Below are 7,905 nucleotides of genomic sequence, written 5' to 3' on the forward strand. Positions count from 1 at the left end.
GAAGCGGACGAGACGGTCATGCCGAGGGCGGCGCCACCGGCGGCGAGGACGACGGCGGCTCTACGGGCAAGGGTGTTCACGATGGATTCCCTTCGCCCTGTACGTCTCACCGCTGACCGACCGGATCGGCCTCGCGCCCACCCTGCACGTCACCACCACGGAACCGTTCCATCTCGCCACCCAGCTCGCCAGCCTCGACCACGCCTCGCACGGGCGAGGCGCCTGGATCGTCGGCGCGGCGAACGGCCCGGACGAGGCCGCCACCGTCGGCGAGCCGGTACGGTCCGCCGCCGCGCTGGTCCGCGAGACCGCCGACGTCATCGACACCGCCCGGTCCCTGTGGGACTCCTGGGAGGACGACGCGGTCATCAAGGACCTCGCGACCGGCCGCTTCCTGGACGCCGACCGGGTCCACCCCGTCGACTTCGAGGGCCCCGCCTTCTCGGTCAAGGGCCCGCTGATCACCCCCCGCCCGCCACAGGGCCAACTCGTCGTACTGGTCCCGGACGCGCTGGACGCGGACGACCGCGCCGACGTGGTGCTGGTCTCCCGGCCCGATCTCGCCCGGATCGCGGAACGCGCGGCCGCCGCGAAGGAGGCCGGAGCACCACTGGTCTTCGCCGAGGTGGAAGTGGTACTCGACACGGACATCCCGGCGGCCGACCGGCTGGCAACCCTGAACGAGGCCGTCGCCTGGCCGGAGACCGGCCGGCTGCGGCACGTCGGCCCGCCCGAGGCACTGGCCGTCCTGCTGCGCGAACTGTCGGGGCTGGTCGACGGTGTCAGGCTGCACCCGGCCGTACTGGCCGTCGATCTGCCGGTCCTGACCGAGCGGGTGCTTCCGGCGCTGGCCGGGGAGCGGCCCGTACCGCGCGCCGGTGACACCCTGCGCGACACGCTCGGCCTCCCCCGCCCCGCCAACCGGTTCGCCGCTCCTGCGGCCACGAACGCCTGAGGTGACCGCCATGACCGCACAGAAACCCCAACCGCAGCTCCACCTCGGCGTGTTCTACACGGGAGTCGGACCACAGCTCATCTGGAGCGACCCGGGCGCCCCCTCGCACACCGCGATCGAGACGTTCGTCGAGATCGCGCAGATCCTCGAACGCGGCCTGTTCGACGCCTTCTTCCTGGGGGAGGGGCTGCGCGTACGGGAGAACCGGGGCCGGGTCTTCGACCTGGACGTGGCCGGCCGGCCCGACGCGATCACCCAGCTGTCCGCGCTCGCCGCGGTCACGACCCGCATCGGACTGGTGGCCACCCAGAACACCACGTACAACTACCCGGCCGACCTGGCCCGCCGCCTGGCCAGTCTCGACCTGCTCTCCGAGGGCCGCGCCGGGTGGAACATCGTCACCACCGACAACGCCTGGACCGGCGCCAACTTCCGGCACGGCGGCTGGCTGGAGCACGAACGTCGCTACGAACGCGCCGAGCAGTTCGTCGAGACGGCCAAGGCCCTGTGGGCGTCCTGGGCACCGGACACGATCGCGGTGGACGGCGGTGCCGGCCATTGGGCCCGGCCCGGCGCCATCGCTCCGGTCGAACGCGCGGGCGACCTCGTGACGCTGCGCGCCACCGCCACCGTCCCGGGCAGCCGCCAGGGGCGGCCGGTGCTGTTCCAGGCAGGGGACTCTCCCGGGGGCCGTGAACTCGCCGCTCGCCACGCCGACGTGGTTTTCTCCGCCAACACCGAGTTCAACAAGGCCGCCGCCTACGCGGCCGACCTCCGCGACCGGCTGGCCCGGCACGGCCGGGCGCCCGACTCGCTGCGCATCCTGCCCGGCGCGAACGTCGTCCTCGGCGACACCCCGGCCGACGCCGAGGAGAAGGCCCGCTGGGTGCGTGGCGAACAGATCAACGGACCCCGGTCGATCGCCTTCCTGGAGCAGTACTGGGGCACCGACCTGTCCGGCTACGACCCCGACGGCCCGCTGCCGGACATCGAACCGAGCGATCAGGAGCTCGACCCCTCCCGGGGAACCCTCGCCGTCGACCAGCGCAGCGGCAAGCTCGCCACCATCCGGAAGTGGCGCGAACTCTCCGCCGAACGCGGGTTCTCCATACGTGAGTTGGTGACCGAGGTGTCACCCGGACACCCGTCCTTCGTCGGCACCCCCGCGTCGGTCGCCGACGAGTGGGCCCGCTACGTGCGCGAGGGCGTGGCGGACGGGTTCAACCTCCTGCCGCACCTGCTCCCGGCCTCCGTCACCGACATCGTCGACAAACTCGTGCCGGAACTCCAGGAGCGCGGCGTCTACCGCACCGAGTACCGGGGTACCACCCTGCGCGAGCACCTGGACCTGCCGCCGCTCCCCGCGCCCGGCAGCTGACCCGCGTGGTTCCGCCCCGGCCCACGGGGTGCGGGGCGGGACCGTGCGGGCTGTCCGGGAAGTGTCCGGCGGATCACCGTTCTTCCGGTCCTCCGGACACCGCCTCCCCGACCGCACAGACCAGGACGCGTCCGTCGCCGGTCCCGATGAGGAGCCGGCCGGGCCCGGTCACCGTCAGCGCCGTCCCGACGACGCCCACCCCTCCGACGGTGAGCCGTTCGCGCAGGCGGACGCTGCCGTCCTCCACACCCAGCCCGATCATCTCGCCGTCGTTGTAGGCGACGTACACGGTCCCGGCGTCCGCTGCGAGGGCGGTGGCCCGCCGGTCGGTCCGGAAGGCCCAGACCGGCTTGCCCGACGTCGCCATGCGGCGTACGACGAACGAGCCGCCCGGCTGGAGGCCCCGGCCGTCGTGGACGGTACCGGCGTGGATCAGCTCGCCGTCCGACGTCTCCACGCCGGGACCCGCGAAATGTGTCTCGCCCGGTACCCACGAGAACGGGTACAGCCGTTCCGCGCCCGCCGGCTCCGGTGGGCGTCCGCCGCCCCGCGTCGCTTCCGTGCGGGTGGCCGCGAGCCACGCGGTCCTGCCCTCTTTGATCTCCCTCCAGCGCGTCGGTTCCCGGAAGTAGACACGACTGCCGTCGCGGACGACGAATCTGCTCCGCTTCTCGTTGTCGCCGGAGGGTGCGAGGGCCGGCGAACCGTCGGCCCGGCGCACCACGGACACCGGCTCGGCAGGGGCGAACTGATCGAGTTCCGCTCCGTCCGCCAAGGAGAGGCGGACCACGGACTGCTGCTTCTCCTTCCACCAGGGGCGCACGAGGCCCACCCAGGCCGACCGCTCGTCCGGGGAGACCACGATGTCCTGGCCGCCGCTCCCCTCGTCCGTGGTGTCGGGGACGGACCACGCCTGCTGCCCGGAGGGGAGCCAGCACTCCAGCCGGACACCTTCGAGCGTCGCGAGAGTCCTTCCGTCGGCCAGCTGTTCCACCGCCCTGACCGATCGCCGCGAATCCCCTCGCACCCCCAATCGGGAGAGCAGCCGCCGGGCGGCGTCGCGGCCGTCCGGCCGCGGGGCCGCCGACCGCGGTCCCGCCAGATCGCGGCGGGTGAGGGACCGGGCGGGTACGGAGCTCCAGTCGGCCCGACGTACCACCGCGAGGTGGCCCTCGTGCCGGGCTCCTTTGTCGTTCCAGTCGTCGAGCGGTGCCATCAGCACACGCAGTTCGTGCTGGTCCAGCCACTCCAGGCCCAGGACCTGACGGCCGGGTTCGTCCTCGATGAGAGAGACGGACGAGCCCGTCTCCAGGTTCAGCAGGATCAGTTGCCCTTCGAAGAAGTAGCCGCCGTCGTACCTGCCGGTGCCGATCGCGAGGAGGGGAAGCCCGGGGTGGAAGGCCATCGCGTGTACGGGGTGGTGCGCCCGCAGAAGGGCACGGCAGGACAGGGCCTCGGTGTCGTAGACGCCGACCGGCACGGGATCTTGGCCCCCGTGCACACCCGCCACCGCCACCAGGCGGCGGCCTTCGTCCAGGACGGCGAGGGCAGGCTCGCCCACCTCGGCGAAGGCGCGGTCGCCGAGTATGTGTTCGACGTTTAGAGAGAGCATGCCGACGATCTTCATCCCTGCGGGGCGCTCGGGACAACGCACCGCCCTGCCCGGGGTGCTCCGCACGCTTCGGAGGGCGTGCGGTGCGTACGACGGTCCTGCGGCGCGCCGGGGGAGTCACCAGTCTCCGAACCGCGCCATCGGCTCGATCGGTTCGGCCTCCTCGTGCGGGAGGTGGGAGAGCAGGGCGTCCGTGGGTGCCGGTCCGGTCCCGAAGCGGGCGGCGATGCGCGGGGCGACCTCGGCCTCGCGTGCACTTTCTTGGCTCCGGCAACTGCCTCTGTATCGTCAGCATATGAGCGAAACCTCGGCGTGCGGGCACGGCGGAGCCCCTCCGGAGGAGGCCGCGGCGCCCCAGCCCACGCGGCCGGGACTCCTCGGTCGTCCTGCGCGGGGCGGGGTCTGGGGACAGACCTTGTGCGGGCTCGTGCTCGCCGTGCCCGCGGCTCTGCTCTTCGTACGGCTGACGGGGATGGACGACGGCACACAACTCGCCGTACCCATGGTGCTGTTCCCCCACTCGGCCGCCCTGGCGCTGCTGGTGCTGGGGGTGACGACCGCCGTTCGCCCGCTGCGGTCCCGGGCCGTGGCCGCCGTGGCGTCGGCCCTGGTCGTGGCGCAGGCGAGCCTGCTGGCACCGAGGTTCTTCCCCGACTCGGCCGCCCCGGTCCCTCCGTCGGCCGCCCTGTTGCGAGTGGCGACCGTCAACACCGACGAAGGGGCGGTGGACCCGCGGGCGGTGGTGGAGATGGTCCGGGCCGGGCGGGTCGACGTACTCGCCGTGGAGCAGACTCCCGCGCGGGGGCTCGAAGCGCTCGACCGGGCGGGCCTCGGGAACCTGCTGCCGTACCACGCGCTGCATCCGGAGTACGACTCCTCCCTCTACTCCCGCTTCCCGTTGACCGGGGAGGACACCACGGACATCGACACGGTGTGGCCCCAGACCACCGCCCGGATCGCCGTCGGCGGACGCACCGTGCGGCTCGTCGCCGTCCACACCTACTACCCGCTCGGGAGCGCGGGGCGGTGGGCCAGGGACATGGCCGCCCTCGCCTCTCTGGCGCGGGAGGGAGGGCCCGACACGGTGTTCCTCGGCGACTTCAACGCCTCCCTCGACCACGCCCCGATGCGCTCCCTGCTCGACGCCGGTCTCACCGACACCCACGCGGAACTCGGCCGGGGCTGGGCCCCGACCTGGCCCGTCGGCGCCGGGATCGCGCCACCCCTCGTCCAGTTGGACCACGTGCTGCACGGCCCCGGGCTCGTTGGGGTCTCCGCCCGCGAACGCACCCTCGAGGGTACGGACCACCGGGCCGTCGTCGCGGAGCTCGCGGTCCTCCCGGCCGTCGACACGCCACCGAAGGGCTGAGGGACGTGCCGGGCCCGGGTCACCCGACCGTGAGTACCCGCACCTGTGAACCGGAGATCTTGGTCCACCAGTGGCGGTAACGGCTGTAGACCCGGGGGTCCCGGTCCGCCAGCAGGGCGCTCAGGGACCGGGCCTCCTCGGCGAGCCCCTCCCAAGCGGCGGGAGCCAGGTCGTGGAAGGCCGTCACCTCGATGCCGCCGTCGACCGGATGCCACACACCCGCGACGTAGCCGTCCACCAGCACCGACGGCAGCACGTCGCCGTTGACGCGGATCACCTGGCGCCGGTACTCCTCCGGGATCACACGGCTGCGGTCGGCGTAGGCCAGCAGGACGCTGTCCCACATGGCCATCAGCCGGGGCGGGGCCGGGGTCCCGGCTGCAGGCCGGGCGGCTCCCACGACGTCGAACACCGTTGTCCCGTCCGGGCCTTCGATCCGCTCGACCGTCCCCAGCGCATCCAGGGCCCCCAGCGCCTCGCGCACCGGCCCGCGCCGCACCATCGCGAACTGCGCCACGTCCGCCACCGACGCGGGCCCGAACGCCTTCAGATAGCGCAGTACGAGATGGCGCGTCGCGGCCGGGACGTGCTCGCGTCCCGTGAACGCGGGGCAGGACGGTGCCGCCACGTACGACGCCCGGACCCCGAACGACCACGGGCCGCCGGCCGGGACGTGCAGCAGCGGCGCGTAGGCCCGCAGCCCCCACAGCGCCCCGTCCTTCCTCTCCGCGCCCACCAGCTCTTCTAGCCACGCGTCCAACTCGGCTTTGGTACGCGCCTTCCCGGCGAACTTCAGCAGATCCGGCACCAGCCGGCCGGCGTCCTCGGGGGTGAGGCCCGTTGCCGCGAAGCGGAACCCGAGCCGGGAGGCGTGGAGCGTCTGCTGCATCGCCTCGCGCAGGAACCGGTAGTCCTCACCGTGGACCGCGTGGAGGGTGATCCGCATCAGTGTCGCCTTGACCAGGCTGCCGTCGCTGAACGCGGCGTCCACCTCGGCGGGATCGAAGTCCGCGAGACGGTTCCAGAGTGCGACGTACGGCGAGGCGGGCTGCTGTGCCTGGAGCGCGAGCACCCGGCGTACCCCCTCCGTGGCGTTCAGCGGCTCCCTCCGCAGCAGCAGTTGGCGGTCGAGAGTCGCCCGGTTCAGTTCGCGCGCGGTGATCTTCATGGCGGGAATTGTGCCGGGTTCCTTCCTCCGGCGCGGGTCACACGGGACAGGCCGACGACTCGATGGACCCGTCGGTTCCTCGTATGGTCACCTGGGCGCCGCCCCGGACGCCGGCTCCCGCCGTGCTCAGGTGCGCCACCGTGCAGACGAGCTGAAGGCGGGCGAGGGTGGAGATCCTGGTGACGGAGGAGCTGAGCCGTACCTGGACCTGCGATCCGTCGACGCTCATCCCCAACGTCAAAGCACCGTCGGGAAGTTCGGACCAAAGACCCGCGGCCTTCTCCGAAGCGGACGGTCCACCGAAGAGCATCCCCAGCACCTTGTCCGGACCGGGACCGCTCTCCTGTCCGCCCACGGTGGCCACCCGCCTCGTCACCGGCAGGACCGTGCGCGGAGAGGACGGGCCGATGAAGTACAGCACGGTGACCGTTGAACCGGCCGGGGCGATCCGGACGGTCGCCGGATCGCCGACCTCGACCACGTCCGTGGGGCGGATGCCGCAACCCGTGGTCAGTGCGGCCAGCGCGGCCAGTGCCGCCGGGACGGCCAGGACCCGCAGTGGCCCCCTCATTCCGCTCCCCTCGGCAGTTCGACGGTGAACACGGCACCTCCGTCGGTTCCGTCGGCGGCGTGGACGGTGCCGCCGTGCAACCGTACGTTCTCCCGGGTGATCGCCAGGCCCAGACCGCTTCCCTTCGATCGGGTACGGGCCGCGTCGGCCTTGTAGAACCGGTCGAAGATGTACGGCAGGACCTCGGGTGCGATGCCCGTACCGCCGTCCGCCACCTCCAGCACCAGCAGCGGTGTGCCGTCCCGTTCTTCCGGACGCAGCCGCACCGTGACCGGTTCCCCGCCGTGCCGCAGGGCGTTGCCGACCAGGTTGGCGACGATCACGTCGAACCGGCGCGGGTCCAGCGTCGCCCGCACTCCGGCGGGCAGCTCGGTGGCGACGCGATCCTCCCACCGTCTGGCCTGCAAGGACTTACGGACCGCCTCGGCCACGTCCACCTCGTCGGTGTGCAGGCCGGCCGCTTTCGCGTCGAAGCGCGAGATCTCCATCAAGTCGTCCACGAGGGTCGCGAGTTTGCCGGTCTCCGCGCTGATCAGCCGGACCGCCGCAGCGGTGTCCGCGTTCAGGTGCGCGGCTTCCTCGTCGAGGATCTCGGTGACGGCCAGCATCCCCGTGAGCGGGGTGCGCAGCTCGTGGGAGACGTCGGAGGCGAAGCGGCGGGCCCGTTCCTCGGCCTGGCGGAGCTCGTCCACCGAACTCTGGAGCTGGATGGCCGACTCGTTGAACGTTCGGGCCAGTTGGGCGAGTTCGTCGGAGCCCCGCACCGAGATGCGGGTACCGAGTTCGCCGCGCCCGATGCCCGCCGCCGCGCGGCGGAGATCGCGCACCGGGCGTATCACGCTGCGAGCCGCC

At 72.5% G+C, this 7,905-nt stretch carries 7 protein-coding genes; 3 read left to right on the forward strand and 4 right to left on the reverse strand.

Annotation, left to right across the window (positions count from 1 at the left end; genetic code table 11):
- Together ACWD3D_RS29895 and ACWD3D_RS29900 are read left to right on the forward strand one after the other, a co-directional pair.
- Positions 1-955: LLM class flavin-dependent oxidoreductase (locus ACWD3D_RS29895; protein WP_451463885.1), on the forward strand; the 955-nt coding region annotated here is incomplete at its 5' end.
- Positions 956-965: 10 nt separating this feature from the next.
- A complete protein-coding gene (locus ACWD3D_RS29900) occupies positions 966-2,333 on the forward strand; it encodes an NtaA/DmoA family FMN-dependent monooxygenase (protein WP_451463886.1) in 1,368 nt (455 codons plus the stop codon).
- A gap of 73 nt (positions 2,334-2,406) precedes the next feature.
- Here ACWD3D_RS29900 and ACWD3D_RS29905 read toward each other — a convergent pair whose 3' ends face one another.
- On the reverse strand, positions 2,407-3,945 hold the full coding sequence (locus ACWD3D_RS29905) for a PQQ-binding-like beta-propeller repeat protein (protein ID WP_451463887.1): 1,539 nt from the start codon (positions 3,943-3,945) through the stop codon (positions 2,407-2,409).
- A gap of 295 nt (positions 3,946-4,240) precedes the next feature.
- Between ACWD3D_RS29905 and ACWD3D_RS29910 the strand changes: the two genes are divergently transcribed.
- Positions 4,241-5,314, forward strand: a complete 1,074-nt coding sequence (locus tag ACWD3D_RS29910) for an endonuclease/exonuclease/phosphatase family protein (RefSeq protein WP_451463888.1) — start codon at positions 4,241-4,243, stop codon at positions 5,312-5,314.
- A 19-nt stretch (positions 5,315-5,333) separates the two neighbouring features.
- Here ACWD3D_RS29910 and ACWD3D_RS29915 read toward each other — a convergent pair whose 3' ends face one another.
- The 3 genes from ACWD3D_RS29915 to ACWD3D_RS29925 all read right to left on the reverse strand — a co-directional run.
- Entirely contained in the window at positions 5,334-6,482 is a 1,149-nt protein-coding gene (locus tag ACWD3D_RS29915) for a winged helix DNA-binding domain-containing protein (protein WP_451463889.1), read from the reverse strand.
- A 37-nt stretch (positions 6,483-6,519) separates the two neighbouring features.
- On the reverse strand, positions 6,520-7,053 hold the full coding sequence (locus tag ACWD3D_RS29920) for a hypothetical protein (protein ID WP_451463890.1): 534 nt from the start codon (positions 7,051-7,053) through the stop codon (positions 6,520-6,522).
- On the reverse strand, positions 7,050-7,905 hold an 856-nt coding region (locus tag ACWD3D_RS29925), incomplete at its 5' end, for a sensor histidine kinase (RefSeq protein WP_451463891.1). The genes ACWD3D_RS29920 and ACWD3D_RS29925, both read right to left, overlap by 4 nt.

Source organism: Streptomyces sp. NPDC002690, from assembly GCF_053592415.1.